Source organism: Bradyrhizobium sp. ORS 86 (assembly GCF_045571475.1).
Classification (GTDB): Bacteria; Pseudomonadota; Alphaproteobacteria; order Rhizobiales; family Xanthobacteraceae; genus Bradyrhizobium.
The window spans coordinates 3471676-3498428 of the sequence record NZ_CP120699.1 but is presented as its reverse complement, the minus strand read 5'-3'; the positions used below and the strand labels follow the sequence as shown (position 1 = coordinate 3498428).

The 26753-nt window shown below is 64.8% G+C and carries 26 protein-coding genes; 13 read left to right on the top strand and 13 right to left on the bottom strand.

Going from position 1 to position 26753, the window contains the following annotated elements; translation table 11 throughout:
* The first annotated feature begins 23 nt into the window (after window positions 1-23).
* Complete coding sequence (locus tag P6U25_RS16020; RefSeq protein ID WP_407152093.1) at window positions 24-554, top strand: hypothetical protein; 531 nt, start codon at window positions 24-26, stop codon at window positions 552-554.
* Window position 555: 1 nt separating this feature from the next.
* On the opposite strand, the gene P6U25_RS16015 is transcribed toward P6U25_RS16020, so the two are convergent.
* From P6U25_RS16015 to P6U25_RS16005, 3 genes are all read right to left on the bottom strand, one after another.
* Window positions 556-684, bottom strand: a complete 129-nt coding sequence (locus tag P6U25_RS16015) for a hypothetical protein (RefSeq protein WP_280984561.1) — start codon at window positions 682-684, stop codon at window positions 556-558.
* 72 nt (window positions 685-756) lie between these two features.
* Window positions 757-2148: an ammonium transporter gene (locus P6U25_RS16010; RefSeq protein ID WP_407152092.1), complete on the bottom strand. Its 1392-nt coding sequence runs from the start codon at window positions 2146-2148 to the stop codon at window positions 757-759.
* A 514-nt stretch (window positions 2149-2662) separates the two neighbouring features.
* The gene (locus P6U25_RS16005) at window positions 2663-3895 is read right to left on the bottom strand and encodes an MFS transporter (protein WP_407152534.1); all 1233 of its coding nucleotides are present in this window, start codon (window positions 3893-3895) and stop codon (window positions 2663-2665) included.
* A gap of 134 nt (window positions 3896-4029) precedes the next feature.
* Between P6U25_RS16005 and P6U25_RS16000 the strand changes: the two genes are divergently transcribed.
* Window positions 4030-4650, top strand: coding sequence for a TetR/AcrR family transcriptional regulator (locus P6U25_RS16000; RefSeq protein ID WP_407152091.1), 621 nt, complete (start codon window positions 4030-4032; stop codon window positions 4648-4650).
* A gap of 130 nt (window positions 4651-4780) precedes the next feature.
* Entirely contained in the window at window positions 4781-5989 is a 1209-nt protein-coding gene (locus tag P6U25_RS15995; RefSeq protein WP_407152090.1) for a serine hydrolase domain-containing protein, read from the top strand.
* Window positions 5990-6090: 101 nt separating this feature from the next.
* On the opposite strand, the gene P6U25_RS15990 is transcribed toward P6U25_RS15995, so the two are convergent.
* Both P6U25_RS15990 and P6U25_RS15985 read right to left on the bottom strand, forming a co-directional pair.
* A complete protein-coding gene (locus tag P6U25_RS15990) occupies window positions 6091-7464 on the bottom strand; it encodes a PleD family two-component system response regulator (protein ID WP_407152089.1) in 1374 nt (457 codons plus the stop codon).
* Window positions 7465-7479: 15 nt separating this feature from the next.
* Window positions 7480-7845 (bottom strand): response regulator, encoded by a 366-nt coding sequence (locus tag P6U25_RS15985; RefSeq protein ID WP_028336390.1) that lies wholly within the window; start codon window positions 7843-7845, stop codon window positions 7480-7482.
* 229 nt (window positions 7846-8074) lie between these two features.
* Here P6U25_RS15985 and P6U25_RS15980 point away from each other — a divergent pair, with 229 nt between their 5' ends.
* Both P6U25_RS15980 and P6U25_RS15975 read left to right on the top strand, forming a co-directional pair.
* On the top strand, window positions 8075-8374 hold the full coding sequence (locus P6U25_RS15980) for a DUF3572 domain-containing protein (RefSeq protein WP_407152533.1): 300 nt from the start codon (window positions 8075-8077) through the stop codon (window positions 8372-8374).
* Window positions 8353-9669, top strand: a complete 1317-nt coding sequence (locus P6U25_RS15975) for a DNA polymerase IV (protein ID WP_407152088.1) — start codon at window positions 8353-8355, stop codon at window positions 9667-9669. The genes P6U25_RS15980 and P6U25_RS15975 overlap by 22 nt, the downstream gene beginning before the upstream one ends.
* Window positions 9670-9766: 97 nt before the next feature.
* On the opposite strand, the gene P6U25_RS15970 is transcribed toward P6U25_RS15975, so the two are convergent.
* Together P6U25_RS15970 and P6U25_RS15965 are read right to left on the bottom strand one after the other, a co-directional pair.
* Window positions 9767-10168, bottom strand: coding sequence for a RidA family protein (locus tag P6U25_RS15970; protein WP_407152087.1), 402 nt, complete (start codon window positions 10166-10168; stop codon window positions 9767-9769).
* Between the two features lie 154 nt (window positions 10169-10322).
* Entirely contained in the window at window positions 10323-11189 is an 867-nt protein-coding gene (locus tag P6U25_RS15965) for a cell envelope integrity EipB family protein (RefSeq protein WP_407152086.1), read from the bottom strand.
* 256 nt (window positions 11190-11445) lie between these two features.
* Between P6U25_RS15965 and P6U25_RS15960 the strand changes: the two genes are divergently transcribed.
* The 4 genes from P6U25_RS15960 (at window position 11446) to P6U25_RS15945 (ending at window position 14551) form a co-directional block, all read left to right on the top strand.
* Complete coding sequence (locus P6U25_RS15960) at window positions 11446-11913, top strand: RidA family protein (RefSeq protein WP_407152085.1); 468 nt, start codon at window positions 11446-11448, stop codon at window positions 11911-11913.
* A 3-nt stretch (window positions 11914-11916) separates the two neighbouring features.
* Window positions 11917-12669 carry a glycerophosphodiester phosphodiesterase gene (locus P6U25_RS15955; RefSeq protein WP_407152084.1) on the top strand — a complete coding sequence of 251 codons (753 nt, stop codon included), beginning with the start codon at window positions 11917-11919 and terminating at the stop codon, window positions 12667-12669.
* A gap of 155 nt (window positions 12670-12824) precedes the next feature.
* The gene (locus tag P6U25_RS15950; protein WP_407152083.1) at window positions 12825-14072 is read left to right on the top strand and encodes a GNAT family N-acetyltransferase; all 1248 of its coding nucleotides are present in this window, start codon (window positions 12825-12827) and stop codon (window positions 14070-14072) included.
* Between the two features lie 53 nt (window positions 14073-14125).
* On the top strand, window positions 14126-14551 hold the full coding sequence (locus tag P6U25_RS15945) for an HIT family protein (RefSeq protein WP_407152082.1): 426 nt from the start codon (window positions 14126-14128) through the stop codon (window positions 14549-14551).
* Between the two features lie 114 nt (window positions 14552-14665).
* On the opposite strand, the gene tsaA is transcribed toward P6U25_RS15945, so the two are convergent.
* Both tsaA and P6U25_RS15935 read right to left on the bottom strand, forming a co-directional pair.
* On the bottom strand, window positions 14666-15157 hold the full coding sequence (gene tsaA, locus P6U25_RS15940) for a tRNA (N6-threonylcarbamoyladenosine(37)-N6)-methyltransferase TrmO (RefSeq protein WP_407152081.1): 492 nt from the start codon (window positions 15155-15157) through the stop codon (window positions 14666-14668).
* A gap of 116 nt (window positions 15158-15273) precedes the next feature.
* The gene (locus P6U25_RS15935) at window positions 15274-16236 is read right to left on the bottom strand and encodes a transglycosylase SLT domain-containing protein (protein ID WP_407152080.1); all 963 of its coding nucleotides are present in this window, start codon (window positions 16234-16236) and stop codon (window positions 15274-15276) included.
* Window positions 16237-16329: 93 nt separating this feature from the next.
* On the opposite strand from P6U25_RS15935, the gene P6U25_RS15930 reads away from it, so the two are divergent.
* Complete coding sequence (locus P6U25_RS15930; RefSeq protein WP_407152079.1) at window positions 16330-17265, top strand: glycine/sarcosine/betaine reductase selenoprotein B family protein; 936 nt, start codon at window positions 16330-16332, stop codon at window positions 17263-17265.
* A 12-nt stretch (window positions 17266-17277) separates the two neighbouring features.
* Here the strand turns inward: P6U25_RS15930 and P6U25_RS15925 are convergent, their stop codons facing one another.
* Entirely contained in the window at window positions 17278-18291 is a 1014-nt protein-coding gene (locus P6U25_RS15925) for a bile acid:sodium symporter family protein (protein WP_407152078.1), read from the bottom strand.
* 105 nt (window positions 18292-18396) lie between these two features.
* On the opposite strand from P6U25_RS15925, the gene P6U25_RS15920 reads away from it, so the two are divergent.
* Window positions 18397-19248 (top strand): LysR family transcriptional regulator, encoded by an 852-nt coding sequence (locus P6U25_RS15920; protein ID WP_407152077.1) that lies wholly within the window; start codon window positions 18397-18399, stop codon window positions 19246-19248.
* 17 nt (window positions 19249-19265) lie between these two features.
* Here P6U25_RS15920 and P6U25_RS15915 read toward each other — a convergent pair whose 3' ends face one another.
* The gene (locus P6U25_RS15915; RefSeq protein ID WP_407152076.1) at window positions 19266-20321 is read right to left on the bottom strand and encodes a phenylacetaldoxime dehydratase family protein; all 1056 of its coding nucleotides are present in this window, start codon (window positions 20319-20321) and stop codon (window positions 19266-19268) included.
* Window positions 20322-20353: 32 nt separating this feature from the next.
* Window positions 20354-21364: a carbon-nitrogen hydrolase family protein gene (locus P6U25_RS15910; RefSeq protein WP_407152532.1), complete on the bottom strand. Its 1011-nt coding sequence runs from the start codon at window positions 21362-21364 to the stop codon at window positions 20354-20356.
* A 207-nt stretch (window positions 21365-21571) separates the two neighbouring features.
* Between P6U25_RS15910 and P6U25_RS15905 the strand changes: the two genes are divergently transcribed.
* Both P6U25_RS15905 and P6U25_RS15900 read left to right on the top strand, forming a co-directional pair.
* Window positions 21572-22528 carry a helix-turn-helix domain-containing protein gene (locus P6U25_RS15905; RefSeq protein WP_407152075.1) on the top strand — a complete coding sequence of 319 codons (957 nt, stop codon included), beginning with the start codon at window positions 21572-21574 and terminating at the stop codon, window positions 22526-22528.
* A gap of 113 nt (window positions 22529-22641) precedes the next feature.
* On the top strand, window positions 22642-24060 hold the full coding sequence (locus tag P6U25_RS15900; protein WP_407152074.1) for an MFS transporter: 1419 nt from the start codon (window positions 22642-22644) through the stop codon (window positions 24058-24060).
* Between the two features lie 107 nt (window positions 24061-24167).
* On the opposite strand, the gene clpA is transcribed toward P6U25_RS15900, so the two are convergent.
* Window positions 24168-26576: an ATP-dependent Clp protease ATP-binding subunit ClpA gene (gene clpA, locus P6U25_RS15895; protein ID WP_407152073.1), complete on the bottom strand. Its 2409-nt coding sequence runs from the start codon at window positions 26574-26576 to the stop codon at window positions 24168-24170.
* Window positions 26577-26753: the final 177 nt, after the last annotated feature.

The following is a 26753-nucleotide window of genomic DNA, read 5'->3' as shown; positions in this document are numbered from 1 at the left end:
TCCTGCCCGGGCATGGGGTTCACATGATCGCAACCTTGCAAGAGGGAAGTGTCGGCGGCTACTCCGTCGCCTACGGACGCGAGGACACCTACTTTCCCGTGTACATCACGGCGGCCCTGGCTGCGATCTTCCTGACCGCCACGTGGATCACCGGCGCCCTCTACTGGCTGGCGCTCGCGGCGGCAGCGGCCGGCTTCACCTACTACAACATTCCCCTGCTCGAGGCCGGCCGGCCGACCATCGGTGCCAACCAGTACGGCATCTTCATCCAGGCCTTCGGGTTGATCCGTTGGCGCGCCATCGAACGCATCGATCTCGTTCAGATCGCCGAGCGGGCGATGACCGTCCATGAGTTGCAGATTGCGCTCAACGTGCCGCTCGGCAGCGCGCTTGTTGCCGACTGGCGCAAGCGGCCGATGCATCGCCTGCTGATGCGCCTGCCCTGGCGCATGGACCACCGTGGCATCGTGCGCGTCAACCTGGAGCCGTTCGACCGGGCGCCCGATGACATCCACCGGACGTTCCTGAGAATGTGGCGCTACTACCGGAGCTAGACTAGCCGCCGAATGCCTCATCCCGCAGATGCGCATCCGCGACGCGCGCATCGGGATTGTGCGTGATGGTCATGAACCATATGAGGCTGAAGAACAGCGACCACGCCGTGTTCCAATAGAACCAGTTCATGGGAGCACCTCGAACAGGTTTGACTCGCGGGGCCGGCAGCGATCGCCCGCCCCGCGGAACGCCGCCCCATTCCTACTGCACCACTTCGCCGTGCAGGGCGAGGTCGAGACCCTCGCGCTCGATGTCCTGCGTCACGCGGAGGCCGACGAAGAAATTGACCACGAACAGGATGATCAGGCTCACCACGGCATCGTAGATGAACACGGTGGCGACGCCGATGCATTGATTGAAGAACTGGCCGACATTCCCTTCCAGAACGCCCGCCGTTCCGCCGTATTGCTCGACCGCGAACACCCCGGTCAGCAGCGCCCCGACGATGCCGCCGATCGCATGGACACCGAAACAATCCAGCGCATCGTCGTAGCTGAACATGCGCTTCAGCCCGGTGCATCCCCAGTAGCAGAATACGCCGGCGGCAATGCCGATGGCAAAAGCCCCGACCGGCCCGACAAAGCCGGAGGCCGGCGTAATCGCCACGAGACCGGCCACTGCGCCCGAGCAGATGCCGACGACGGTCGGCTTGCCCTTGAGCGCCCATTCCACCAGCATCCAGGTGAAGCCGGCTACCGCCGTGGCGATCTGCGTTACCAGCATCGCCATGCCGGCTTGCATTCCCGCCGTGACGGCAGAGCCGGCGTTGAAGCCAAACCAGCCGACCCAGAGCAGCGAGGCGCCGATGAAGGTCAGCACCATGTTGTGCGCTGGTCCGGTCTCGCTGCGCCTGCCGAGCATGATCGCGCACATGAGGCCTGCGACGCCGGCGTTGATGTGGACCACCGTTCCGCCGGCGAAGTCGAGCACCTTCACCCATGCGGCGTCGTTACCCGCCGAAAAGATCCCGTCAGGCCCCCAAACCCAATGGGCGATCGGCGCGTACACGAAAATTGCCCAAAGCCCGATGAACCAGAGCATGGCCGAGAATTTCATCCGCTCGGCAAATGCACCGGCAATCAGCGCGGGGGTTATGATGGCAAAGGTCATCTGAAAGCAGATGTAAACGGACTCCGGAATGGTGGCCGCCAGGGGATTGGGATTGCCAATTCCGCCCTTGCCGATGTCGCTCAGGATGTCCTTGAGAAACATCCGATCGAGGCCGCCGATGAACGGAGTGCCGGCGCGAAATGCCAGGCTGTAGGTGATGACGGCGAACAGAATGGTGACCAGGCAGGTGACAGCGAAACTGGTCATCACCGTGTCGCCCACATTCTTCTTACGCACCATGCCGCCGTAGAATAGACCTAGCCCCGGGACCGTCATCATCAAGACGAGCGCGACGGATGTGAGCATCCACGCAGTGTCGCCGGAATTCGGCGTGCACTTCTCGATAATCTTGCCGCCGCAGGCCTGCGGCGTCGCGTCGTCAGCCAGCGCGAGGTCGCTGAACAGCACGCAAAGCAGCGCCACTCCCAGGACAGCAACTAGGATCCGCGCGAGCCTTTGGCGCGTGTATGTCGCTAACTCCATCATCGTCCTCCCGTCGCAAGAGATGTCGGTGTTCAGAGCGTGCGCAGAGCACTCGGCGGTCGAACGCCGAGGGTTGAATTGAATTGGCTGTCCAGTTCTTGGGCGTCTCAACGCGCCGCGACGCGCGCGAGGCGAGGCCAAATGGTCGCAGCAGCTTGATGCGGAACCGGAGGTACAGACGCTCCCCCGCACGGCGGTGCGGCAAAGGCCGCCGTGCTCGGATGGCTGGAGATAAAACGGCGACCAGCCTCATCGTGGCCAGCCCTTCCCACAGGTCCCCAGGCCGGAAACCTCAGCGACGGTTTCCGGCACCATTTCTAGTCAGATTCAATCAAGATTCATGCCATCGGCGGGAACGATACAGCGCACTGAATATGCTTCGGTTTCAATCGATGCACAGAAGAGGCCGTCGCCGCCTGCATGTTCTTGCGGCAATCAGCAGATAGAAAAATAGGCAGCGACTGACGGCTGGCGCCTTGTTCGGCAGCCGCCAATCCATCCGGGGAAGCCGAAGCTAGGCAGCCTTGAGCAAGGGCGGTTGCGACGGCCGGATCAGCGCAAACGCGAGCTGGATGATGCCGCCGGCCAGGCCGAGCGCGACGCCAATGCGCCAGGCCAGGGTGTAGGAGCCGAGTGAGTCGTAGATCAGCCCTCCCCCATAGGCGCCAAGGAAGCTGCCGATCTGGTGGCTCATGAAGGCGAGCCCCTGGATCATCGCCTGCCAGCGCAGCCCGAACATCTCGGCGACCGCGCCCGCGGTGAGCGGCCCGACGCCCATCCAGAGGAAGCCCATGATGGCGCCGAACAGCAGCGTGGATGCTGGAGTCGCCGGCAGCATGAAGTACCAGGCGAGCGCCAGCGACCGAAAGATATAGATCGCTCCCAGCAGCGCGAGCTTGTTCCAGCGTTGCCCGGCCCAGCCGAAGAACAGCGAGCCCAGCACGTTGAAGCCGCCGATCATGCCGAGCGTCTGCGCGCTCAGCATCGGATCGAGGCCGCAGATCGCCAGATACGACGGCAGATGCGTGGTCAGAAAGACGAGTTGCATGCCGCAGACCATGTAGGCGCAGGTCATCACCACGAAGGATGCGTTGCTGAACGCGGTCTTCGCGGCGGTGAACGCGGTCGCATTGCCGATGTCGTCGCCGACGGGCTTCGGCAGCGGCATCTTGTCGACGCGCCCGGCGTACCACGCGGTCGGGATCATCACGACCGACAGGATGACAAAGCCGGCGAGCCCGATGCGCCAGCCGAATCCTTCATTGAGCATCTGCCCGATCGGGGCCGAGACCAGCGCGCCGAGCGAGCCCGCCGCGGATACGATCCCGAGCACCGTGGAGCGCACCGTCTCCGGCACCGCGCGCGCGGCAACCGACATCGCGATCGCATTGGCGGTGCAGGCGAGCGAAGTACCGATCAGCACGCCGGCGCCGATCATGATGCTGACCAGCCCATGCGCCGTCGTCATCAGCGCAAGGCCCGCGATGTAGAGCAGCGCGCCGACCACCATGATCGGGCGGAAGCCGTAACGCACCGTCATTGCGCCGGCCATCGGTTGCAGAAAACCCCAGGCGAGGTTCTGCACGGCGAGCGCCAGCGTGAAATCCGACACCGAGATGTGGATGTCGTGCGTCAGCGGCTGCAGGAAGATGCCGAGGCTCTGGCGCAGCCCCATGCTGAGCGTGAGCATCATGGACGCGCCGACCAGGATCGGAAGCGTGGGACGCAGGACCTGCAACAGGGGCATCATTTTTTGTTCTCCCGTTCGGGCGCGGCACGATAGCCGCAGCCTGCGATTCCCGCATGTTTTAGTTACACAGACCTGTGTACTTAGGCTATACAAGGGCCCTACTGTCAAGCGAAGAGGATCACGGCCGGCGCATGGCATCCCCGCCTCTCAAACAGACCATGAAGGAACGGATTCTGGAGACCGCCGACAGGCTGTTCTACCTGCAGGGCATTCGTGCCATCGGCGTCGACACCATCGCCGCCGAGATCGGCATCTCCAAGCGCACGCTCTACAATCACTTCCCGTCGAAGGACGCGCTGATCTCGGCCTATCTCGAACGCCGCTTCGTGCAGCCTCGCCCGTCGGACAAGCCGCCGGTCGAGCAGATCCTCGCTACCTTCGATTCGCTGGAGCGGCGGTTTTCATCGCGAGATTTTCGCGGCTGTCCGTTTGTGAACGCGGTAGCCGAACTCGGTCCGGAGGACGAAGACCACAGCGTCAAAAACATCGCCATTGCCTTCAAGGAAAGCCGCCGCGTCTGGTTTCGCGACCTGCTGAAGCAGCTCGGTGTCGCCGATGCCGAGGGGCTTGCGACCCAGCTCGCGCTGTTGGTCGACGGCTCGATCGCGCAGGACCTGGTGCGCGACGACCCCGCGATGGCGCGCGCTGCCAAGCAAGCCGCGCGGGTGTTGCTGGCAAACGCCGGGGTCGACGTCGACCATTCCGGCCTTGCCGACAAGCCGAAGGTCGCGGCGAAGAAGCGCGGCGGCTGAATCTGGTTGCGCCCCGAACGCCCGTTTGGTTGGTAGCGTTGACGACGCGTGGCGTGATCCCTAACTGGATATTCCGTCAGGCGAGATTGTCGATGACCGCGCGAACGCGCGGCACATGTGGGGAGCGACCATGGAAGATCTGAAGGTGACCGCCACCGGCTACGATTTCGCGCCGGCGCGCGCAGCCATGCAGCGCTATATCGACAACAACCTGCTGTCCGGCATCTCATCGGCGGTCATGGTGGGCCGCGAGCTCGTCGACGTGAGCTGCGTCGGCTGGGCCGACAAGGAAGCGCAGATTCCGCTGCGGACCGACCACATCTTCCGGGTCTTCTCCAACACCAAGCTGATCGCCTCCTGCGCGGCGCTGTTGCTGTTCGAGGAAGGTCGCTTCCAGCTCGACGATCCCATCGAGGCGTTCATCCCGCAGCTCGGCAATCGCAAGGTCCTGCGGCCAGGCGCAACCTCGCTCGATGACACTGAACCGGCGCGCACCTCGATCACCATCCGTCATCTGCTCAGCCACAGCGCCGGTCTTAGCTACGGCCTGTTCGATCCGGGCACGCCGATCTTCAAGGCCTACAACGAGCGCAAGATGCTCAATCCGATGACGACGCTGGCCGACATGGTCGACCAGTTGGCAGATCTGCCGCTCGTCTTCCATCCCGGAACGTCGTGGGAATATTCGGTTGCGATCGACGTTGTCGCGCGTCTGGTCGAGGTCGTCAGCGGCCATCCGTTCGACAGCTTCATCAAGGCGCGGATCCTCGATCCGCTCGGCATGGTCGACACCGGCTTCTTCGTTCCGGAGAAGGATCACAATCGGCTGGTCGCCTATTACGCCGGCGCCGATCTGATGGACCCGATGAAGCCGGGGCTAACACGGACCGACAACTCGCCCTACCCAGGCGCCTACCTGCGTCCCGTGCCGCGCTTCAACGGCGGCGGCGGTCTGGTGTCCACCCTGCCCGACATGGTCGCGTTGGTCCGCAGCCTGCTGCCCGGTGGGCCGACGCTGCTCAAGCCGGAAACCATCGCGCAGGTGATGACCAACCAGCTTGCCCCGGGACAATGGATCCGCTTCGCGATGATGGGCGAGCAGCCAGGCAAGGCCTTTGGCCTTGCCGGCGGCCTGATCCTCAATCCCACCTCGCCGCTCGACCATCCCGATGCCGCGGGCGAGCTCTATTGGGGCGGCGTCGCGGGCACACAGTGGTGGATTTCGCCGAAAGCCAATATTGCCGGCGTGATGATGGCCCAGCGACAGATGGCGTTCGTCCACCCGTTTGCATTCGAATTCAAACGGATGGCCTATGACGCCGTGAGGCGCGGGAGATAGGAGTATTTGGTAGCCCGGATGGAGCGCAGCGCAATCCGGGAGTCTCGTGCAGACGGCAAATTCCCGGATTGCGCTTCGCTGCATCCGGGCTACGCGATCGCCTAAGCCGCCGCCGAGACCACGCGGTTGCGGCCGTCGTGCTTGGCGCGATAGAGCGCGGTGTCGGCCCGCTTGAGCACGTCGGTGACCTGTTCGCCCTTGCGCTCCAGCGTGGTGAGGCCGATCGAGATCGTGACCGAGATCCGCTTGCCGCCCCTGTCGACGGCAAAAGGCTCGCCGGCGATCGAGCGACGCAGTCGCTCGGCGACCATGCCGGCGACATGGAGATCGGTTTCCGGCATCACGATCACGAACTCCTCGCCGCCATAGCGGCAGGCGAGATCGATGCCGCGGATCGACTTGCGGATGCGGACCGCGAATTCGCGCAGCACGTCGTCGCCGGCATCATGGCCGTAGGTGTCGTTGATCGCCTTGAAGTAGTCGATGTCGAGGATCATCAGCGCCAACGGCTTGCCGCGCAGCGAGGCCTGCTCCGCGAGCGTGGCGAGGTGGCTCTCCATGTAGCGGCGATTGTTCAGGCCGGTCAGCGCGTCGGTGATCGCCATCTCGATCGAGTTCTGCACATTGTCGCGCAGGTGGTCGGTGTAGCGGCGACGGCGGATCTGGGTGCGCGCCCGCGCCAGCAGCTCGTTCTTGTCGACGGGACGCAGCAGGTAGTCGTTGACGCCGATCTCGAGACCTCGCATCAGCCGCGTGTTGTTGTCAGCATCCGAGACGGCGAGGATCGGGACCTGGCGAGTGCGCTCCAGCGAGCGCGCCTGGCTGCACAGGCGCAGGCCGTCGAAATTGTCGAGGCTGAGCGACACAATCAAGAGATCATAGTTGCCCTCGGCGGCGTGAAACAGCGCTTCCGACGGGTTGGTTTCGACATCGACGGTGTGCTCGGCAGCAAGGACCGGCGCCAACTTCTCGTAGGACGACGGACGGTCGTCGACCAGCAGGATGCGGCCGCCCATCCCCTTGTCGGCGATCGCGCTGCGCTCGGGCGCCTGCATGCCGATCTCGAGCGAGGTGACGGCGCGCATCCGCAGCTCATCGGTCATCATCTTCAGCCGCGTCAGCGAGCGCACGCGCGCGATCAGCACGACGTCGGACACCGGCTTGGTCAGGAAATCATCGGCGCCGGCTTCCAGGCCACGCACGCGGTCGGCGGGGCTGTCCAGCGCGGTGACGATGACGACCGGAATGAAATGGGTCGCCGGATTCGATTTCAGCCGGCGGCAGACCTCGAAACCGTCCATGTCCGGCATCATGACGTCGAGCAGGATGATGTCGCATTCGGCGCGCGCGCAGATCTCGAGCGCCTGGGTCCCGTTGGAAGCGGTCAGCACGTCGAAATATTCGGCTGACAGACGGGCTTCCAACAGCTTGACGTTCGCCGGAACGTCATCGACGACGAGGATACGCGCGGACATCGAACCACTACTCCCCTATCCGATAAAGCGTCGGACAGTCTCAATGAATTTGCCGACTGAGATCGGCTTGGATAAATAGGCCTCGCAGCCCCCCTCGCGGATACGCTCTTCGTCGCCCTTCATGGCGAAGGCCGTGACCGCGACCACCGGGATCGCACGCAGATCGGGATCATCCTTGATCCAGCGCGTAACCTCGAGGCCGGAAACCTGGGGCAATTGGATATCCATCAGGATGAGGTCGGGGCGCAGCTTGCGAACGAGATCGAGAGCTTCGAACCCATTGCTGGTGCCCGAGGTCTGATAGCCGTGCGCTTCCAACAGATCGCGAAAGAGCTTCATATTGAGCTCGTTGTCCTCCACGATCAGGACGGTCTTGGCCATCCCGTCCCTCCCAAACCTAGGAAGCGGGCCCGGCTGCGGCACCTCACGCACCGCGCTCGGGACGCGTCGAAAATGTGAATTCAAACTAGCGCCAGAATCGCTCTAACCCGTTAAGCCCTAAGTCAACTCACGTAGCGTGGTTTCCGCTTGCTTGAATACGCACGGAAGACTCGGGCATGATGGGCCTCTCAATAGAGACCATAAGTTAATGGAAAGGCAAACCGGCGCGTTGAAAAAGCCTGTTCACAACCCGCGGGAAGTCGCTGAAATCGTTGCGATTAAGGCGTTGAGCTTCATCGCCGGCGATCCTGAGCGGCTGGGCCTGTTCCTGGCTGAGACGGGAATCGGTCCGGAGACGCTGCGGAATGCCGCAGCCGACCCTCAATTTCTTGCGAGCGTGCTCGATTTCGTGATGCGCGACGATGCGACCGTAAAGGCGTTCGCCGACGCATCGGAACTGCACCCGACCAACATCGCTGCGGCCCGGCAAGCGCTGGGTGACCCGAAGTGGGAGCGCGACGTGCCGTGACCGCGGCGTCGCCCCCTCTCGACGGCCCCCTCAGTTTCTGCCGGGACTGTCTCGGCGACCTCGATATCAAAGCGAAGCGGTGCGGCCATTGCGGCTCGCCGCGACTGGTGTATCACCGCGCCCTCCCTGCGCTGGCGCTCGCGCATATCGATTGCGACGCGTTCTACGCAACGGTCGAAAAGCGCGACAATCCTGATATCGCCGACAGGCCGGTCATCATCGGCGGCGGCAAGCGCGGCGTCGTGTCGGCCGCCTGCTATATCGCCCGCACCTATGGCGTCCGCTCGGCAATGCCGATGTTCAAGGCACTGGAACTTTGCCCGAATGCGACAGTGATCCCTCCGGATATGGCGAAATATGTCCGGGTCGGACGCGAGGTCCGCCGCGCCATGCAGGCGCTGACGCCGCTGGTCGAGCCGTTGTCGATCGACGAGGCCTTCCTCGATCTGTCGGGCACGCAGCGCGTCCATGGCATGATCCCGGCCAAGGTGCTCGCCAAGTTCGCGCGCGACGTCGAACGCGACATCGGAATCACTGTGTCGGTCGGCCTGTCCTGCAACAAGTTCCTGGCGAAGATTGCTTCCGATCTCGACAAGCCCCGCGGCTTTGCCGCGCTCGACCAGGACGAGGCCCGCGAGATGCTCGCGGACCGGCCGGTCGGCTTTATCTACGGCGTCGGGCCGGCGACGCAGGAGAAGCTGATCCAGCGTGGCTTCCGCATCATTGCCGACCTGCAGCGCGCCGACGAGAACGAGTTGATGAAGCAGTTCGCGAGCGAAGGCCGCAGACTGTGGCGGCTCGCACGCGGCATCGACGACCGCCATGTGGTTCCCGATCGCGGCGCCAAGACGATCTCGAGCGAGACCACCTTCGAGACCGACATCCGCGACTTCGCAACGCTGGAAAGGTTGCTTTGGAAGCTCTCGGAGAAGGTTTCAGCGCGGCTGAAGACCAGCGAGCTCTCCGGCTGCACCATCACGCTGAAGCTGAAGACCGCGGACTTCCGCCAGCGCACCCGCTCGCAGTCGATCCAGACCCCGACGCAGCTCGCCGCCAAGATCTTTGCGGTGTCACGCGAAATGCTGGCGAGAGAAATCGACGGCACCGCCTTCCGCCTGATGGGCACCGGCGTCAGCGCGCTGCGGCCCGGCTCGCAGGCCAACGATTCCGACATGCTCGACCGCCGCTCGGCTCATGCCGAGCGCGCCATGGACAATCTGCGCAAGAAGTTCGGTAATGCCGCCGTCATCCGCGGCATTGCCTATGAGGGGCCGGCAAAGGCGGCGGAGGAGTAGTCCGGCTCGTCATGGCCGGGCCTGACCCGGCCATCCATCTCCAAGGACTTCTCTCAAGGGCGATGGATGCGCGGGTCAAGCCCGCGCGTGACCACCATCAATCCACCACCGCCACTGCCTCGATCTCGATCAGCCATTCGGGGGCCGCGAGTGCGGTGACGCCAACGAGCGTGCTCGCTGGCGGCTCCATGCCTTCAAAGAATGCGCTGCGCGCCTTGCCGATGATCGGGCGGAGTTCGGGCTTGTAGCCGACGACGAAGGTCGTGATCTTCACGATATTGGCGTAGCTTGCACCAACGGCCTTCAGCGCCAGACCGAGGTTCTGCATCACCTGCGTCGTCTGGGCCGTGAGGTCGCCGGGACCAACCACCCGCCCCTCCTCGTCGACCGACACCTGCCCCGAGATGTAGACGGTGCGCGCGCCCGAGGCGACGACAACGTGAGAATATGCCGGGTTATGGTGCAGGCCGCTGGGGCGAAGATGTTCGAGCTTGCTCATGTTGTGCCTCCCTGACACGCGTTGTGGAGGGAAGCGTATCCGGCTCCGAGACTTTCGACCAGAGAGCACGTCAGCCCGGGGCGATGCGAAGCATCGATCCCCGAATCTCGAGATTCCGGGTCTGGTCCTTCGGACCATCCCGGAGTGACAAATGTTACTTGCAGGGCTTGGAAGCCTTGACGTCGAACTTGTCCATCGCGCCCGAGATCACAAAGTCGTTGTAATCGAGCACCAGCGCGCGGGAGACGCCGTTCTCATAGAGTTCGAACGACATCGCATAGACCGGGGTCTGCTCGCCGTCGGTCGCCTTGGCGTCGCGGTCGTAATAGCTCACCGTCACCGGCCAGCGCGTCATCGACTTCATCACGTCGCTCGCGGTCGACGGATCGGGCGGCGTTGGTGCGTGATCGCCCGGGATCGCTTTGCCGATCACCGCCAGCGTGTTGTAGACCTTCTGGCCGTTGTCGGAGCCGTCATACACGGTCAGTTCAAGCACCGACTTGCCCTCGCGCGCGGCCGCGATGATGCGCTTGATCTGCTCGGTCGGGAACACGACCTTGCCGTCGAGATCGAAGGTCTTCTTCACCGGCTGCGTCAGCTTCACGGTGATGTGGTCGCCGACCCGCTCGGCGATGCCGTCGACCGGCGCGGATTCGCCGTCGTTCATGCGAGTGTCGATCTTGAAGCGGTAGGTCTTTCCCGCAGCGTCCTCCCAGGACGTCGATTTCAGATCGGAGAGCGTGACCTTGCCCTCGCCGCTATCGAGCTCGGACACTTGGCGGAATTCCGACGTGTAGCCTTCGCAGGAGCTGCCGGAGAAGTTGTAGAGGATGCGCCCACGCGCATCGCTGACCGAATTGTTGCCGCGCGATTTGACGAGGCTGAGATCGTAGAGCGCCTGGTGCGCAAGAAACGGCCCGCTCGCGGCCGCGATGGCCGGCCCTTGGACCCAACCGATTCCTGCGGCAACGGCGATCGTCAGTACCAGGGCACGCGACGCAGTCCGGGACGGCAGGATCATGGATTTTCCTCGAGGGGGAGCGATTCGTCACAATAGTGACGGCCTTATTGCGCCGCAACTGGGGCAAGCTTCACAAAAAGGTAACGGACGATTGCGGAAATGCCGGTTTTTCAGCAGCTATCCGCTCGATTTCGCTCCGATCGAGAGGGAATGTTGGCGGAGTTCCGCTCGCTTGCAAGCGTGGGCGCGATGGGCGAAACAAGGCGCGGCCTGAGCGCGTTTCAGGCAGCGGATCATCCAACAGGGACGAAAAGAAATGGCGGGTACGGTTGAACAGAAACTGGCGTCGCAAGGGATCACACTTCCGCAGCCCGCCTCCCCGGTGGCGAACTATGTACCCTTCGTCCGCAGCGGAAATCTGCTGTTCGTGTCGGGCCAGGTCTGCTTCAACGCGGAAGGCAAGCTGATCGCCAAGGGTAAGGTGGGAGCCGGCGTCACCCTCGAGCAAGGCGCCGCCGCGGCGCGCGGTTGCGCAATCAATCTGCTCGCGCAGGTCAAGGCCGCGCTCGGCGATCTCGACAAGGTCGTGCGCGTGGTGCGGCTCGGCGGCTTCATCAACTCCGCGCCCGACTTTCTCGATGGACCGAAGGTGCTCAACGGCGCCTCCGACCTGATGGTGGAAGCCTTCGGCGACAAGGGCCGTCATGCCCGCACCACGGTCGGCGTCGCCTCCCTGCCCGCAGATGCGGCGGTCGAGGTCGAGGGCATTTTCGAAGTCGCCTGACGCATGCGTGCACCGGATTGGCTGACCAGACGGCCGGTTGCGCATCGCGGCCTGCACGATGCCGCACGCGGTATCATCGAAAACATGCCGGCCGCGGCCGATGCCGCGATCGCAGGCAATTTCGCGATCGAATGCGACATCCAGCTCACCGCCGACGGCGAGGCGATGGTGCATCACGACGACGCGCTCGGCCGCCTCACCGAAGGCTCCGGCCCACTGCTGGCCAAGACCGCGGCGGAGCTGAAGGCGGTGAAGTTCAAGGATACCTCCGAGCAGATGATGACGCTCGGCGAGCTCTGCACCCTGGTCGCCGGCCGCGTGCCGCTGGTGGTCGAGGTGAAGAGCCATTTCGATGGCGACCGCAAACTGGTGCGTCGGATGGCCGAGGTCTTGTCATCCTACTCCGGCCCGGTGGTCGGGATGTCCTTCGATCCCGATCAAGTGCTGGGGCTGCGCGAGGCCATGCCGAACCTGCCGCGCGGCATCACCGCCCAGCGCACCTACGACGATGGCTACTGGACCAAGCTGCGGCCGGCGCAACGCGACAGCATGCTTCATTTGCGGCACGGCTTCAGCACGCAGCCGCATTTCGTCGCCTTCTGGGTCAACCAGTTGCCGGCGCCGGCGCCCTGGATCGCCCGCAACGTCTTCGGCTGCCCGCTGTTGGCCTGGACGGTGCGGACGGCGGACCAGCGCGAGCGCGCGGCGCGTTACGCCGATCAGATGATCTTCGAGGGGTTTGTTCCGGGAACCTGACATGCCCCCGGCAGCCTTGAAGTCGTCGCTGCGATGCACGATCTTGCGGAGAGTTGGTCGTCATCTGCGATGGCGGAATGCAGGGCATGATCCGGAAATGGACCGAGCTGTTCCGGAAAGATCATGCTCAAAAGAGGCACCGGTCTTCATTCTCGATGGCGTCTTCTGAAATCACCCTCGAAGCTGTTCCAGATATTAGCGACATCCCCGCCGCTGAGTGGGACGCGTGCGCCAATCCGAAGGGTGATCCGGACAGCCTGGATACCCTCGATACGCTGTCCTCAATCAATCCTGCAGACAACTGCAAGAGGGTTTTAAAGGCCGACTATAACCCATTCGTGTCCCACGCCTTTTTAGCTGCCGCGGAGGCTTCCAATTCGGCCTGCGCACGCACCGGCTGGGGGCCGCGGCATCTTGTGGCGAAACTCGACGGCAAGATCGTGGGCGTGGTGCCCTGTTATCTCAAATCGCACTCGCAGGGCGAGTACGTGTTCGACCGCGGCTGGGCCGAGGCCTATCACCGCGCCGGCGGCAGCTACTATCCGAAGCTCCAGGTCTCCGTTCCCTTCACACCCGCGACCGGGCCGCGGCTCTTGATCCGCGACGATGTCGACCGCGAGCTGATCGGCGCGTCGCTGGCGCGGGGCTTGCGGGCGCTCTGCAACGCCACCGAAGCTTCGTCCGTGCACGTGACCTTTGCCCGCGAGGATGAGGCAAAGTTCCTCGGCGAGCACGGCTTCCTGCAGCGGACCGACCAGCAGTTCCACTGGCACAATGCCGGCTTTGCGACCTTTGACGATTTCCTCGCCACACTGAACTCGCGTCACCGCAAGGCGATCAAGCGGGAGCGCCGCGAAGCTGTCGCCGCCGGGATCACCATCCACTGGCTGACCGGTTCTGATATCACCGAGGACGCGTGGGATGCGTTCTTCGAGTTCTACATGGAGACTGGCTCGCGCAAATGGGGCCGGCCGTACCTGACCCGAAAGTTCTTCTCGTTGATCGGCGAGAACATGAGCCGGGACGTGCTGCTCGTCATGGCCAAGCGTAACGGGCGCTGGATCGCGGGCGCAATCAACTTCATCGGCTCGGACACGCTGTTCGGCCGCAACTGGGGTGCGATCGAGCATCACCCGTTCCTGCATTTCGAGGTCTGCTATTATCAGGCGATCGATTTCGCGATCCAGCGCGGCCTCAAGATCGTGGAGGCCGGGGCGCAGGGCGAGCACAAGCTGGCGCGTGGATATCTGCCGCAGACCACCTATTCAGCGCACTTCATCGCCGATCCGGCGCTGCGCCGCGCAATCGCCGACTACCTCAAGCGCGAACGCGCCTATGTCGCCGAGGTCGGCCGCGAGCTCACCGAGGCAGGTCCGTTCCGCAAGACCGCCGACGACGCTTGACGTTTTGACCTCGCGCGAGACACTAACGCGCCAGAACTCGAGGAGCCATCGCCATGCCCGCCGCTTACGACAACAACAACATCTTCGCAAAGATCCTGCGCGGCGAGCTGCCCTGCTACAAGGTCTATGAGGACGAGCAGGTCCTCGCGTTTCTCGACATCATGCCGCGCTCGCCCGGGCACACGCTGGTAATCCCGAAGGTCCCTGCCCGCAACATCCTCGACATCAAGCCCGACGACTACGCCCATGTCGCGCGCGGCACCCACAAGATCGCGGCCGCCGCGATGAAGGCGTTCGAGGCCGACGGCATCACCGTGCAGCAGTTCAACGAGCCAGCCGGCGGCCAGGTCGTCTTCCATCTGCACATGCATGTGATGCCGCGCCAGAACGGCGTCGCGCTGCTGCCGCCCGCCAGCCGCAAGGAAGAAGCCAAGGTGCTCGAGGCCCACGCGGCCAAGCTGATCGCGGCGTTGAAGTAGGCCGCGCCACGCGTCAAAGTTCGTAGCCCGGATGAAGCGCAGCGTAATCCGGGACTCTTCGCGCGTTGTCGCACCGCCCCCGGATTTCGCTTCGCTCCATCCGGGCTACGGCTGTCACTCGGTCTCGAAGTCCCCCGCTTGCGGCGGAGCCAGCGGGGTGAATTCGCAGCGGTCGGGCTTGACGTCGATCAGCGGCGTCTCGTCGAGGCAATCGAGGCCGCGCACCAGGATCACGCTGCCCTCGACACCGACCAGCTTCACGGTCGCGGTCCCGATCGGATTCGGCCGCACCGGCGAGCGCAGCGAGAAGGTGCCGCGGGTGTTGCCGTTGTTCTTCGGGCTTTGCAGCACGATGTCGCGCCGCGACTGGTGCAGCCAGTACAGCACTTCAAGGTTCGAGTAGAAATCGACCCCCTTGATCGCGGCGACCCAGGGCTCGAAGATTTCCAGCCGGCACACCGGGCCGTCATGCCGCCCCTGCCGCGGCGTCGCCAGCCGCGAGGTCCAGGGCGTGCGGATGCGGCCGATGAAGACGAGGCCGGCATCTCGCGCCGGCGGCATGTCGACGGCCACTTCGCCCTCGCGCAATTCCATTTCACGTACCATGTCTCAATCCAGCGATATGTTCAGCGCAGTCTCACCTCAACTCTGCGGACGCAGCGAAGGAAAGTCTGAGATACCATACCAGACACTGATCGCAATGACGCGCCGAGCGGTCCAACTCACGCCCTGTTCCTCAACACGAAGCACGCCCCGCCCGCCTTGCGGATGCGGTTGCAGAGGTTGTCCGCCTCGGGCCGTGTATCGGCGCCGATGCGCACCTGATAGAAGGTGGCGCTGCCGCGGCTGCGCAAATGCGAGCTCAACAGGCTCGGATCCTGGTCGCCGATCACAGCGGACAAGTGCTTCATGGCGCGGGCATACATCGCCAGCGCCTTGTCGCGGCTGAAGCCGGCCGCGAGTTGCACGCCCCAGACCTTGGCGGCGGACAGCGTGATATGCTGCTCGAGCTCAGCCACGAATGGATTCGGCGCGCGCTTCAGCATCGCCATCAACTCGCGACAGCTCGTGGTCGGCGCGCGATCGGGCATCTTGCCGTTGCGGCCGGCGGCGGCCCAGGTGTCGACGCTGGCGCCGGTGATCGCGAACACGTAGGCGCGCGTCTCCTGCGGCATGGAGCCGGTGCCGGCGAGCCAGTCCTGGATCCGGCGCGGTCCGGCATTGTAGGCTGCCGCCGCGAGACCGAGATTGCCGAACTGATTGCGCAACTCGCTGAGGAATTCCGCCGACTTCGGCAGCGCCTGCACGGGATTGAAAGGATCGAGCAGCCCACGCTCGTTTGCGGTGCCCGGCATGAACTGCGCGATGCCCTGCGCGCGCTCGCCGCTCCGCGTCATCGGCCCGACTGCATCGACCTGGAAACGGCTCTCCTGCCAGATCACGCGGGCAAAGAATTCGAGCGGCAAGTCGTTGGCGCGCGCCGCCGACTCGATCATCAGGCACATGGCCTCGCGGGTGTCGCTCTCGCGCGCGCTCTCGGTCGACTTCGCGGGCGGGATCGCCAGCTCCTCGACACTCGGATGCACGTATCGCGGGGCTTCGGCCGGCGCATCCTCTGCACTGGCACCGGGCGGCGGCGCCAGCATCGCAAGCACACCCAATCCCGCACATAGGGCTGTTCGCATCGCAATCCTGCTCCCGCAGCTTACGCGGCTTGACACCGCGAGCCCCTGGTCTAGCTATGGTTGACAATGATGGCGCGCAAAAGGGAGCGCAAAATGGTCGCAGCTTCGGACGATCAACTCGGTTTCGCGCCCGACGACGATGCCCCGATCGGCTACATGAAGCGGACCCGCGACTACTACGCGGCGATCGGCTACACCACCCCCTATCGCTGGGCGCACTATACCTCCGCACCGTTCCAGCCGCTGAAGAAGCCGCTCAGCCATTCCCGCGTCACCGTCATCACGACGGCGGCGCCGTTCGACCCCGCCAAGGGCGACCAGGGTCCGGGCGCGAAATACAACGGCGGCGCCAAGTTCTATTCGGTGTACGACGGCGACACGTCGCAGCAGCACGATCTGCGGATTTCCCATATCGCCTATGACCGCACGCACACCTCGGCGACCGACAGCGGCACCTGGTTCCCGCTGGCGCAGCTCAAGCGGCTCGCGGAGGCCGGCAAGATCGGCGAGGTCGCGCCGCGGTTCTTCGGAGCACCGACCAACCGCAGCCACCGCGTCACCATCGAGACCGACGCGCCCGAGATCCTCAAGCGCTGCCGCGCCGACCAGGTCGATGCCGCGGTGCTGGTGCCGAACTGCCCGGTGTGCCACCAGACCGTCAGCCTGGTCGCGCGGCACCTCGAGCAGAACGGCATCGCGACCGTCGTGATGGGTTGCGCGAAGGACATCGTCGAGCACGCCGCGGTGCCCCGCTTCCTGTTCTCCGACTTCCCGCTCGGCAACTCCGCCGGCAAGCCGCACGACGTCGCTTCTCAGGCCTTCACGCTGCAGCTCGCGCTTCGCGTGCTGGAGTCCGCCCCCGGTCCGCAAACCAGCGTGCAGTCGCCGCTGCGCTGGAGCGAGGATCATTCCTGGAAGCGCGACTACAGCAACGCCGACGCACTCAGCGCCGAGGAGCTGGCACGCTTGCGCCGCGAGTTCGACGCGCAGAAGGAAATCGCCAAAGGCCTGCGCGAGCGGGTCGCGTAGGCCTCCGCGTTATCAGTGAGCCCTCGCCAGCGCCGGGACTGGATCGCGCGAGACCACGCTCGCACGTCCTGCGTAGTGCCGCGCCAACGCCGCGCAGGTCATCAGTTGGATCTGGTGGAACAGCATCAAAGGCAGCACGATCAGCCCGACCGATTGGCCCGCCAGCAGCACGCTCGCCATCGGCAGCCCGCTCGCCAGGCTCTTTTTCGAGCCGCAGAACATGATGGCGATGCGATCCTCGCGCGAGAAGCCGAGCAGACTGCTGCCGACATTGGTGATGAACAGCACCAGCGCGAGCAGCACCGCATCGAGGCCGAGCACGATCGCCATCTGGGTCGCGTCGACCTGATGCCAGATGCCGTGGCTCACCCCGTCGCTGAAGGCGGTGTAGACGATCAACAGAATCGAGCCGCGATCGACCAGGCCGAGCATCCGGTGGTGCTCCGCCACCCAGCGGCCGATCAGCGGCCGGGATAGCTGCCCCGCCACGAACGGCAGCAGCAACTGGACGACGATATCGAACGCGGCATTGCCGGAGAACCCGCCATGGCTGGAGAGCAGAGCACCCGCGAGCAGCGGCGTGGCGACGATGCCGAGCAGATTGGAGGCGGTCGCCGAGCACAGCGCCGCCGACACATTGCCGCGTGCGATCGAGGTGAAGGCGACGGACGACTGCACGGTCGACGGCAAGATGCAGATCAGGATCACGCCCGCCCACAGCGCCCGCGTCAGCAAATGCGGCGCCAGCGCATGAGCCGCCAGCCCGAGCAGCGGGAACAGGCCGAAGGTGGCAAGGAATATCACCAGATGCAGGCGCCAATGCCGGGCGCCGACCAGCGCCTCCGTTGTCGACAGCCGGGCGCCGTGGAGAAAGAACAGCAGCGCGATGGCCGCAGCAGTTGCGTAGCCGCCCACCGCGGTCCCCTGCCCATGCAACGGCAGCAGCGTGGCAAGGCCGACCATGCCGACGATGGCGATGATGTAGGGATCGAGATGCGCGAGTGACCGCAGCCGGCTGGTCTTCATGATGGCTTTCCTTTCGCTGCTCGAGAGGTGCCTATCGCCGAACCGATTGTGAACCGCGCTTACCGATGTTACGGTGATAACATTTCGTAATCACCGGCACTCCGAATGCTCGACCCAATCCAGCTCGAAACCTTCCTCACCGTGGTGCAGACGCAGAATTTCACCGAGGCCGGCCGCCGCCTTGGCCTGAAGCAGTCGACGGTGAGCCAGCACATCCGCAAGCTGGAGGCCGCGGCCGGCCGCCGCCTGTTCGTGCGCGACACCCATTCGGTCGTGCTGACCGCGGACGGTGAAGCGATGGTGGGCTTTGCGCGCCCGATCCTCGAGGCGAATGCCCGCGCCCGCGATTACTTCGCGGGATCGCAGGTGCGCGGCAAGATCCGCTTCGGCGCCGCCGAAGACTTTGCCAACTCGCGCCTGCCCGACCTGTTGCGCGATTTCGTCCGCAGACACCCGCAGGTCGACCTCGCGCTGACAGTGGGGCTGAGCGCGGGGCTCTACCAGCAGCTCGACGGAGGCGAACTGGATCTCGTCCTCGGCAAGCGGCGGCCCGGCGACGAGCACGGCCAGCTTGTGTGGCAGGACCGTCTGGTGTGGACCGGCGCCCCCGGGACGCGCCTCGATCCGGACCAGCCGCTGCCCCTCATCCTCTACGCGCCGCCCAGCGTCAGCCGCAGCGTCGTGCTGGAGGCGATGGAGCGGTTCGGGCGTCCCTGGCACATCGTCTGCTCGAGCGGCAGCCTGAGCGGGCTGCGTGCCGCAGCGCTCGCCGGTCTCGGCATCACGCCGCAGGCGCAGGCGCTGATCCCTGACGGCCTCAAGGAGGTGTCGGCATCGGGGCTGCCGCCGCTCGGCAGCGTCGAATTCGTGGTGCAGACCGCGCGTCACGCCCGGCGCGGCCCTGCCGCCGAGCTCGCGCACGCCATCACGGAACGCGGCGGTCGGCTGCGGCCGTAGGCCCTCAGAGCGGAGCGTCAGGCCGATTTCGTCGTTACGCCCTGCACCGCATTGAGCATTCCGGTCCGCTCGTGGCAGTTCAGATATTCGAAGAACTGCTCGTTCGCGGCCGCGACCGTGACCTCGTGGTACAGCCTGAGCTTGGCGTTCGGCCCGAGCGTCGACAGGTATTTCATCGCCGCGCCGAAGATCCTGACATGGGTCGGATGCGATTCCGCCCAGCGCTCCAGCGCAGCCAGGCTCTTCCACCAGCTCTGGCCGTAGGACTTTTCGGTCGGCCGTCCCTGCGCATCGACGACGCGCATGTAGCGATTGGCGTAGCAGCCGATCGGCACGCCGTCGTCGCGCAGGAAATCCATGCCCTCGCGCAGCACCGGCTCGACATCGTCGAGATACATCTTGCGCTCCTCAGCGTCGGTGTCGCTCCAGTCCTGGCCGGAGCGGATCAGGCAGAGATTGTCGTGCGCGACGATGCGGATGCGTGCGCCATCGCGGACGGCCCGCGGCTCGCCGCGCGGCGCTATCGCATCGGTCTGCGACAACGCAATACGGTCGCGCATGCCGCCCCAATAGGCGTGCTCCTGCACCTCCCCGCTCATGCTGTCGGCAAGAACCGCGACGCCTTCCGGACGGCCGAGCGATGAGAACAGCGTTTCGTAGCGGGCGACATGCGGCCGCAGCACCTCGATGAAGCGACCAAGACCGTCACCCGCGAAGCCACTACCAGTCCAGGTCTCGCGCGCATCGGCGAACCAAGCATCGAAGCGCGCCGCGTCATCCCAATAGGCAACCGAGACGACATTGGTGAAGCCGGCTTGATCGACATATTGCGCGCGGTCCCAATGCGCGGGGCCATTCGCCCCGGCGAAGCGCTGCGCGATCTGCGCCAGCGCCTCGATCAGCGCAGCGATCGGCTCGCCGCGATACTGGACGCCGAAATAGGCCATGATCACGTTGACGACCGCTGGCTTGTGGCGCGCGACGAAGGATGGATAAGGCGGCGCATAATCGTCAGGCACCCGACGATGACGCGACCGCGCGGTCTGCAAATGAGATGGGATGGCGGATTCCATGGCAGTCGCCTCCGCTTGATGGATGATGCCTGTCAGCTCGCGGCCGCGTCGATCTCCTCGAGGCTGTCGAGCGGCAGCGCAAAATGCTCGACGCGCTTCGACGGCTTCTTGTTCAGAAGCAGGCGCGTGACGTCGGGCCGCGAATAGTGCCCGGCCGGATCGGCGGCATTCTTGGCGATTCCGATCGCGCCGAGATCGATGTCAGCGAGCAGCAACCCTTCCTGATCAGGCGGCAGCTTCTCGGCGATCGCGCTGCCGTCCGGCCCATAGATCGCGGCGTGCCCGCCGCCGACATGCAGCAATGCGTGCTTGTCGTCGCGGTCACAGAGCTCGTCCACCATCGCCTGCGAGACCGTGGCGCAGGGCGCCAGCACGAAGCAGGAGCCCTCGACGGCGTACACACGCGATGCCGCGTTGTTGACTTCCCAGCCGAGCGCCGGCGCGAATGGATCGTACAGCGAGAAGCTCGGCCAGGCCGCGACATGCACCTGCTCGTTCTGGGCGTACATCGCGTATTTCGAGAGCGGCTGCAGGTGCTCCCAGCAGCACAGCGCACCGAGGCGCCCGATGCCGGGGCGGTCATGCACCGCGAGGTCGCTGCCATCGCCCTCGCCATAGACGGTGCGCTCGGCATGGGTCGGACGCAGCTTGCGCCGCTTGGCGATGGTCTCACCGTCGGGACCGATCAGCCATTGCGCGAGGTAGAGGCTGCCGCCATCGCGCTCGGACAGGCCGAGCACCGCGGTCATGCCGGCGCTCTTGACGGCGAGCCGCAGCCGTTCCGCCTGCGGGCTGTCATAACTAAGCGAGTTGTCGAAATAGCGCTGCACGAAGCCGCGCCCGATCGCCCAGGCCGGCGAGTCCAGCCAGATGTACCAGGGATAGCCGGGAATGAAGGCCTCCGGGAACGCGATCAGCTTGGTACCCTTGGCCGCCGCCTCCTCGATCAGCGCAATGGTCTTGGCGACGGACGCATCGAGGTCGAGCCAGGCCGGCGCGGCCTGCACCACCGCAACGCGATATTTCGGATGTTCGATGCCCATGATGTCCTCCTCGCGGCCGGCGTTGCGCCGGTTCATGCTTGATCGGCCTTGGCGGCCTCTGACATCATGCTGCCGCGAAACCGGACACGGCGTTCGACCGGGACGGAAGGAAAATTCGACTGCCGCGGAGATCGTCGGTCGCCGCCCCCGGTATGAAGCTTGCTTTGTTCGAGTGGCCAGCGTTTGAACTCGTGAAGGGAGGAAATCATGCCGGCCCTGTTCACCACGGACCACGCGCCCACGCATCGGCGGCTTGCGCTCTGGCAGGACATCGTGTGCGACGTCTTCGTACAGCTCGACTGCAAGTCCGACCTCGGCACTGCCTTCCATGGCGCCATCGCCAGCTCGCAGGTGGGGCCGGCGAAGTGCTCGACCGTCTCGTCAAGCAGGCAGCGGGTGTTGCGCACGCCGTCGCGGATCGCGCGCGCGACTGAGGATTTCGTGCTGTTCGCACTTGGCCGGCACGGCGCCGGCGCCGTGTTGCAGGACGGCCGTGAGACCGTGATCCAGCCGGGTGAATTCGCATTCTACGATACGACCCGGCCCTACGAACTGCGGTTCGACGACGACTTCACGCAAACCATCTTTCAGGTGCCGCGCGCGATGCTGCATCGGTGTTTTGCCGGCACCGAGCCTCTGACCGCGACAAGCTTCACGCCGGACCGCCCTGTGGAGCGGCTGGCCTCACAGTTCATCGCCGGGCTCTCCGAGGTCGCCGACCGGCTCGATGATGACACCGCGACCCGGCTCGCCGACCAGGCCGTCGACCTCCTCGCCATGGCCATGAGCGAGCGGCTCGGGCGACCCGCGCTTGCGTCCTCGACACATCGCTCGGCCCTGCTGTACCGACTGAAGGCGCACGTGCTGGCGCATCTGCCTAACCCCGATCTCGGCCTCGCTGAAACGGCGGCGGCGCTCGGCATCTCGTCGCGCTACATCAACAGCCTGTTCGCCGATGAAGACACCTCGTTCCAGCGCTTCGTGCTGGCGCAGCGGCTCGAGCGCTGCAAGCGCGACCTCGCCTCGCCCACCCACGCACATCGCCACATCAGCGAGATCGCGTTCGCCTGGGGCTTCAACGACCTCTCGCATTTCGGCCGGGTGTTCCGCGAGCACTACGGCATGTCGCCGCGCGATTGGCGCCACAGTCGCTTGCCGAACTGATCGACATGGTGACCCGCCGCAATGCTGCATCGCGGCATTCGGGGTTGCAAAATCCCGGACAATCCAGCATGCGGTAGCCCGATCCATGCCGGAACCGAAGGCAATCTCACTACATGTCAGCAATGATCGAGCATGCCGATGGCTTGCCGAAACCGCAACGCAATTGGGCCATTCTCACGATCGCACTCGGCCTCGTGATGGCCGTCATCGACGGCTCGATCGCCAACGTCGCGCTGCCGACCATCGCCCGGAGTCTTGACGCGAGCCCGGCATTTTCGATCTGGATCGTCAACGGCTACCAGTTGGCGATCACGATCTCGCTGCTGCCGTTGGCTTCGCTCGGCGAAATCATCGGCTATCGCCGCGTCTATCTCGCCGGGCTGGTGCTGTTCACGCTGGCTTCGGTGTTTTGCGCACTGTCGCACACGTTGCCGATGCTGACGGTCGCGCGCGTCCTGCAAGGATTTGGCGCGGCCGGAATTCTGAGCGTCAACTCCGCGCTGGTCCGCTTCACCTATCCGGGCGCGCTGCTCGGCCGCGGCATCGGCGTCAATGCGCTGGTCGTCGCCGTCTCGGCCGCGGTGGGTCCGACCGTGGCCTCGATCATCCTGTCGGTCGGAACATGGCCGTATCTGTTCGCCATCAACATCCCGCTCGGGATCGCGACGCTGGCTCTCGGCTCGCACTACCTGCCGCACACCAGGCCGGCGAGCCACGCCTTCGACTGGCAAAGCGCAGCCCTGAGCGCGGTCGCGTTCGGAGTCGGCATCACCGCGATCGACAGCGCCGGGCATGGCGAGGCGCTGTATCTCTGCCTGACCGAGTTCGCTATCGCGGCGGTCGCGTGCGTGCTACTGGTCCGACGGCAGACGCATCTGCCCTCGCCACTGTTGCCGGTCGATCTGCTGCGAATTCCGATTTTCGCGCTATCGATCGGCACCTCGATCGCCTCGTTCTGCGGCCAGATGCTGGCCTTTGTCGCGATGCCCTTCTATCTCGAGCGACATTTCGGATATTCGGCGGTGGAGATCGGTCTGCTGATCACGCCCTGGCCGATCGCAGTCGCATTTGCAGCCCCGCTGGCGGGCTGGCTGGTCGAGCGCTATCCGGCCGGCCTGCTGGGCGGCATCGGATTGCTGGTGTTCGCGCTGGGTCTGGGCACGCTCGCGATGATGCCGGCTATGGCCTCTCCGGCGGACGTGATTTGGCGGATGGCGCTCGCCGGCGCCGGATTTGGCTTGTTCCAGACCCCGAACAACCGGACCATGATCGCCGCGGCGCCGCGCGAGCGCTCCGGCGGCGCCAGCGGCATGCTAGGAACCGCGCGCCTGCTCGGTCAGACCATGGGCGCAGCCTTGGTCGCGCTGCTACTGGCACGCTATCCGGACGATGGCACCCGGATCTCGCTGATAGTCGGCGTCGGCTTTGCCGTGGTCGGTGCGGCGCTCTCTACGCTCCGATTGTCGTCGGCCGGCAGCCGGGGCGCCGAGCGGGTGCGGGTCCATGAGAGCCAGCGCCTGAAGGGCGAGTGACGCTGCGTAATCCGGATCCCGCATCGGCCTCCGGTCGTCCACACGCTGAAACAAACAAAAAGGCCGGCTGAACAGCCGGCCTTTTCATTTGATCGTATGTTACGCCGTCACACCTTGACCAGCGGCCCGCGCGAGGCCGGACCCTTGGTGCCGCCTCCGCCGCCGCCTTGGCCACCGGATTTCGGCGGCTTGCGCTTGCGAGCCGGCAGCTTCTCGGGCTTCGGCGTGACCGGGCCCTCGACGAATTCGAAGCCGATCTTGTCCTTGCCGGTCGCCTCGTCCTTGACCAGGACGACGCGGACATGACCGCCGCCCTTGAGCTGGCCGAACAGCACCTCATCCGCCAGGGGCTTCTTGATGTGCTCCTGGATGACGCGCGCCATCGGACGCGCACCCATCTGCTCGTCGTAGCCGTGCTCGATCAGCCAGGCCTTCGCAGGCTCGGACAGCTCGATCGTAACGTCGCGGTCGGCGAGCTGCGCCTCGAGTTGCAGCACGAACTTCTCGACCACCATGCCGATCACTTCGGCATTGAGATGCGCAAACGAGACGATCGCATCCAGGCGGTTGCGGAATTCCGGCGCGAACTGGCGGTTGATCGCCTCGTGGTCGTCGCCTTCCCGCCTGCTGCGGGTGAAGCCGAAGGCCTGCCGCGCCAGATCTGCCGCGCCCGCATTGGTGGTCATGATCAGGATCACGTTGCGGAAGTTCACCTGCTTGCCGTTGTGGTCAGTGAGCCGGCCGTGATCCATGATCTGCAGCAGCACGTTGTACAGGTCCGGGTGCGCCTTCTCGATTTCGTCGAGCAGCACCACGCAATGCGGATGCTGGTCCACGCCATCGGTGAGCAGACCGCCCTGGTCGAAGCCGACATAGCCGGGAGGCGCGCCGATCAGGCGCGACACCGTATGCCGCTCCATGTATTCGGACATGTCGAAGCGCAACAGCTCAACGCCGAGCGACGCCGCGAGCTGCTTTGCGACCTCGGTCTTGCCGACGCCGGTCGGGCCCGAGAACAGATAGCTGCCGATCGGCTTCTCCGGCTCGCGCAGGCCGGCCCGCGCCAGCTTGATCGATGCCGACAGCGACTCGATCGCCTTGTCCTGGCCGAACACCACGCGCTTCAGGGTCTGCTCGAGATGCTTGAGCACCTCGGCATCGTCCTTCGACACGCTCTTCGGCGGAATCCGCGCCATGGTGGCGATCGTGGTCTCGATCTCCTTAATGCCGATCGTCTTCTTGCGTTTGTTCTCGGCGAGCAGCATCTGCGCCGCGCCGGACTCGTCGATCACGTCGATCGCCTTGTCGGGCAGCTTGCGGTCATGGATGTAGCGCGAGGAGAGCTGCACCGCAGCCTCGATCGCCTCATTGGTGTATTTCAGTCGGTGGTAGTCCTCGAAATACGGCTTCAGGCCCTTGAGGATCGCGATTGCGTCCTCCACCGTCGGCTCATTGACGTCGATCTTCTGGAAGCGCCGCACCAGCGCGCGGTCCTTCTCGAAGTGCTGACGATACTCCTTGTAGGTGGTGGAGCCCATGCAGCGGATCGTGCCCGAGGCGAGCGCCGGCTTCAGCAGGTTGGACGCGTCCATCGCGCCGCCCGACGTGGCCCCTGCCCCGATCACGGTGTGGATCTCGTCGATGAACAGGATGGCGTTCGGATGCGCCTCCAGTTCCTTCAGGACCTGCTTCAGCCGCTCCTCGAAATCGCCGCGGTAGCGGGTGCCCGCGAGCAGCGTGCCCATGTCCAGCGAGAACACAGTCGCAGCCGCCAGCACTTCCGGCACGTCGCTGTCGACGATACGCTTGGCGAGCCCCTCGGCGATCGCGGTCTTGCCGACGCCGGCTTCACCGACGAATAGCGGGTTGTTCTTCTGACGGCGGCACAGCACCTGGATCGCGCGGTTGATCTCCGCGTTGCGGCCGATCACGGGATCAATCTTGCCGTCGCGCGCCTTCTTGTTGAGGTTGACGCAATAGGTCTCGAGCGCTTCGCCCTTCTTCTTGGCGTCCTCGTTGCCCTTGGCCTCGGTTTCCTCGTCGACGCCGCGCACCGGCCGCGCCTCGGAGACGCCCGGCCGCTTGGCAATGCCATGGCTGATGTAGTTGACGGCGTCGTAGCGCGTCATGTCCTGCTCCTGCAGGAAATACGCGGCATGGCTCTCGCGCTCCGCGAAGATCGCGATCAGCACATTGGCGCCGGTCACCTCCTCGCGACCGGACGACTGGACATGGATCACCGCGCGCTGGATCACGCGCTGGAACCCGGCGGTCGGCTTGGCATCATCGGCGCCATCAGTCACCAGGTTCTCGAATTCGGTCTCGAGATAGTTGACGAGGCTTGTCCTGAGCTTGTCGAGATCCACGCTGCAGGCCCGCATCACCGCCGCCGCATCGGAGTCATCGATCAGTGACAGCAGAAGATGTTCGAGCGTCGCGTATTGATGATGACGCTCGTTCGCGATCGCCAATGCACGATGCAGGGATTGTTCAAGGCTTTGGGAAAAAGTTGGCATTCGCGTCCTCTATGGCCCCCGGCCATCATGATCGCCATTGCCGGGTCAGGCAATAACAACCTTCGTGATCCCCAGTGATATAGTTACGATGGATCGTGGCGAAAGGCCGGTTCCGGCGTGATGGTTTTCCTCTAAATTTCAGGCATCACGGTGTCGCGCAACCGCGCCCGCAATCTT

What these genes read in the sequence shown, in the direction of transcription:
- P6U25_RS16020 (WP_407152093.1), top strand. Translation starts at nt 24, where the DNA reads ATGATCGCAACCTTGCAAGAGGGAAGTGTCGGCGGCTACTCCGTCGCC.
- P6U25_RS16015 (WP_280984561.1), bottom strand. Translation starts at nt 684, where the DNA reads ATGAACTGGTTCTATTGGAACACGGCGTGGTCGCTGTTCTTCAGCCTC.
- P6U25_RS16010 (WP_407152092.1), bottom strand. Translation starts at nt 2,148, where the DNA reads ATGGAGTTAGCGACATACACGCGCCAAAGGCTCGCGCGGATCCTAGTT.
- P6U25_RS16005 (WP_407152534.1), bottom strand. Translation starts at nt 3,895, where the DNA reads ATGCCCCTGTTGCAGGTCCTGCGTCCCACGCTTCCGATCCTGGTCGGC.
- P6U25_RS16000 (WP_407152091.1), top strand. Translation starts at nt 4,030, where the DNA reads ATGGCATCCCCGCCTCTCAAACAGACCATGAAGGAACGGATTCTGGAG.
- P6U25_RS15995 (WP_407152090.1), top strand. Translation starts at nt 4,781, where the DNA reads ATGGAAGATCTGAAGGTGACCGCCACCGGCTACGATTTCGCGCCGGCG.
- P6U25_RS15990 (WP_407152089.1), bottom strand. Translation starts at nt 7,464, where the DNA reads ATGTCCGCGCGTATCCTCGTCGTCGATGACGTTCCGGCGAACGTCAAG.
- P6U25_RS15985 (WP_028336390.1), bottom strand. Translation starts at nt 7,845, where the DNA reads ATGGCCAAGACCGTCCTGATCGTGGAGGACAACGAGCTCAATATGAAG.
- P6U25_RS15970 (WP_407152087.1), bottom strand. Translation starts at nt 10,168, where the DNA reads ATGAGCAAGCTCGAACATCTTCGCCCCAGCGGCCTGCACCATAACCCG.
- P6U25_RS15965 (WP_407152086.1), bottom strand. Translation starts at nt 11,189, where the DNA reads ATGATCCTGCCGTCCCGGACTGCGTCGCGTGCCCTGGTACTGACGATC.
- P6U25_RS15960 (WP_407152085.1), top strand. Translation starts at nt 11,446, where the DNA reads ATGGCGGGTACGGTTGAACAGAAACTGGCGTCGCAAGGGATCACACTT.
- P6U25_RS15955 (WP_407152084.1), top strand. Translation starts at nt 11,917, where the DNA reads ATGCGTGCACCGGATTGGCTGACCAGACGGCCGGTTGCGCATCGCGGC.
- P6U25_RS15950 (WP_407152083.1), top strand. Translation starts at nt 12,825, where the DNA reads ATGGCGTCTTCTGAAATCACCCTCGAAGCTGTTCCAGATATTAGCGAC.
- P6U25_RS15945 (WP_407152082.1), top strand. Translation starts at nt 14,126, where the DNA reads ATGCCCGCCGCTTACGACAACAACAACATCTTCGCAAAGATCCTGCGC.
- tsaA (WP_407152081.1), bottom strand. Translation starts at nt 15,157, where the DNA reads ATGGTACGTGAAATGGAATTGCGCGAGGGCGAAGTGGCCGTCGACATG.
- P6U25_RS15935 (WP_407152080.1), bottom strand. Translation starts at nt 16,236, where the DNA reads ATGCGAACAGCCCTATGTGCGGGATTGGGTGTGCTTGCGATGCTGGCG.
- P6U25_RS15930 (WP_407152079.1), top strand. Translation starts at nt 16,330, where the DNA reads ATGGTCGCAGCTTCGGACGATCAACTCGGTTTCGCGCCCGACGACGAT.
- P6U25_RS15925 (WP_407152078.1), bottom strand. Translation starts at nt 18,291, where the DNA reads ATGAAGACCAGCCGGCTGCGGTCACTCGCGCATCTCGATCCCTACATC.
- P6U25_RS15920 (WP_407152077.1), top strand. Translation starts at nt 18,397, where the DNA reads ATGCTCGACCCAATCCAGCTCGAAACCTTCCTCACCGTGGTGCAGACG.
- P6U25_RS15915 (WP_407152076.1), bottom strand. Translation starts at nt 20,321, where the DNA reads ATGGAATCCGCCATCCCATCTCATTTGCAGACCGCGCGGTCGCGTCAT.
- P6U25_RS15910 (WP_407152532.1), bottom strand. Translation starts at nt 21,364, where the DNA reads ATGGGCATCGAACATCCGAAATATCGCGTTGCGGTGGTGCAGGCCGCG.
- P6U25_RS15905 (WP_407152075.1), top strand. Translation starts at nt 21,572, where the DNA reads ATGCCGGCCCTGTTCACCACGGACCACGCGCCCACGCATCGGCGGCTT.
- P6U25_RS15900 (WP_407152074.1), top strand. Translation starts at nt 22,642, where the DNA reads ATGTCAGCAATGATCGAGCATGCCGATGGCTTGCCGAAACCGCAACGC.
- clpA (WP_407152073.1), bottom strand. Translation starts at nt 26,576, where the DNA reads ATGCCAACTTTTTCCCAAAGCCTTGAACAATCCCTGCATCGTGCATTG.